We start from the raw sequence: 2193 nt of genomic DNA on the forward strand, positions 1-2193 counted from the left end.
GCCCAACCCACGACATCTTAGATTTAATGCCTATGCTGATAACAATCCAAAAGGGTTCGGTCTGATGCAACGTGATCGTAATTTTGATCATTATCAGGATGATGGCGTATTTTATGACCGTCGTCCCAGCCTGTGGATTGAGCCTGAAGGCAACTGGGGTAAAGGATCGATTCAACTGGTTGAAATTCCAACCATGGATGAAACCTTTGATAATATTGTTGCCTTCTGGAATCCAGAACAACCTGTGAAAGCCGGTGAGGAATTACTTTACAGCTATAAAATGTATTGGGGAGGTGTGCCACCTGTTGAACCAGAACGTGCCAAAGTGGTGGACACATTTACAGGCATTGGCGGTGTAATTGGTCAACGTCGTGAATATTATAGTAAACGTTTTGTGATTGACTTTGCTGGTGGCAGTTTATCTATGCTGGGCGATGATATAAATGTTAAGCCCGTCATTACCACTTCTGGCGGTAAGGTCGAACTCACATCAGCTCGACCACAACATGCGATTGATGGTTATCGTGCTATGTTTGATGTGGTTCCACCTGATAATACAACCGACCCTATCAATCTTCGTGTGTATTTAGAAGCTAATGGTCAACCATTGACGGAAACCTGGATTTATCAGTGGACACCACCGCCACAAGATGAACGCGACTTGCGTAATCCATAAATAAAATTAAACGCATAGAAATAAGGCGGCCAATGGCCGCCTTATTTATTGGATTAGTTATTTTCACCTGCTCGAAGCAAGGGCATCAGTTCAGCCAGATCACGTTCTGGTAAATCAATGAAAACGTCTACGTCGTCGGGTTCATTTTCCAGCATACTCAGTAAGCTATTCAGACCATGACTGACGGCATCTGTTCTGACTTTTTGTGTGGTGAAGTTATTAATGAAACCACCGATAGCCTGCTTGGGGTTAGCAAGCGCATAAGTATTGTTTTCGTTATAGGTATTTTGTAATAACCAGCGACTGGTTTTACGAACTGCATCGCGATATTGGTCACAGTTGCCGAGGTTCTGCTGCTCACAAAACGGTACCATTTCCCCCATAACTTCATTGATCCAGCCATTACCACTGGTGGTCATCGCATCAAGATAACGACCATGGTTATAAGCATCGTCTGCCTGGTTGATCTGGCGTTCCAATAACACATCACCAATTTGTAGAATGGTTTTTTTATAGACCGGTGTGGGGTCTACTTTGGCCAGATCGATTAATGCCATCATGATCCAGCTTGATGAAACTGAGTTAGCGGGACGGTAGTCATCACCTACCAGTGCACCATGTAATCCGACTTCACGTATTAAATGACCGGCTACGAGTTTGGCCGCATCGAGGTATTTTGTTTTGTTTGTAATGGCATAGAGCCGTGAGAGCGCTGAGACCACTTGGCCTGAATAGAGAATGGATTGTTTATCGGAGTAGGTCCACTCGTTATTTGTGCACTCTGCCACAGGGGTCACTTTGCCATCTTCCTGAATCATTTTTAATAGCCAATCACCAGCAGATTGAGCGGCTTTAAAGTATTTTTCTTCCTCCGGTGTCATTTGATGTAACTGTAATAATGTAAAGAGCGTTTTTGATGTGGTGCCGACCACTACACGACAGGTTTCTTCGTTTGTTTGCGGATCGACACCATAATCAAAGCCGCCGGCATTGGGACCAGAAGTTAACTGTCTATCGAGTAAAAATTGTGCCATTCCATCAAAATATGACTGTAACTCAATGTCTTTTTGAAATTGATTTAAACGAATGAGCGTATTGAGTGTCGTGGCTGAGTATGTGGTCCGCAGCAATTTCTCAGAAGTATCTTGATCGGCATCATAAAATTTGTAAACGCCTGAGTAGTCTCTATTAATAGCACGTAGCAAATACGCTTTACTCTGGTTTATTTGGGTCTTAACGCGTTCTCTGTCGACATGGCGGACAATGACGCGATCCCCCTGAATTTCATAGGCCTGACCCTGATTATTGACCATGGCGTAGACGTGGTTAGGGTGATAGTCAAAACTGATTTTGAAGAAATAATCATCTAGATCTGTTTTCGATGTATCAAGCGTGTCACCCAGCGAAGACTTCGTGGCTTGTTGCAGTACATCCGTCAGCGATGGACCTTCAGCGCTGACAGCGCCAATCTGCTCGCCATTGTGGTAACTGCTGATGTGAATTTGCCAGTGCGTTTG

2 protein-coding genes are annotated in these 2193 nt (G+C 44.1%); one reads left to right on the forward strand and one right to left on the reverse strand.

Features of this window, described 5'->3' with window-relative positions:
* The coding region (locus tag B4K20_RS15650) for a glucan biosynthesis protein (protein WP_289283629.1) at positions 1 to 676 on the forward strand (676 nt) is incomplete at its 5' end.
* Between the two features lie 53 nt (positions 677 to 729).
* Here the strand turns inward: B4K20_RS15650 and B4K20_RS15655 are convergent.
* Positions 730 to 2193: hypothetical protein (locus B4K20_RS15655; RefSeq protein WP_289283630.1), on the reverse strand; the 1464-nt coding region annotated here is incomplete at its 5' end.

The sequence above is a fragment of the Methylophaga sp. UBA5088 genome, assembly GCF_002414625.1.
GTDB classification, from domain to species: domain Bacteria; phylum Pseudomonadota; class Gammaproteobacteria; order Nitrosococcales; family Methylophagaceae; genus Methylophaga; species Methylophaga marina.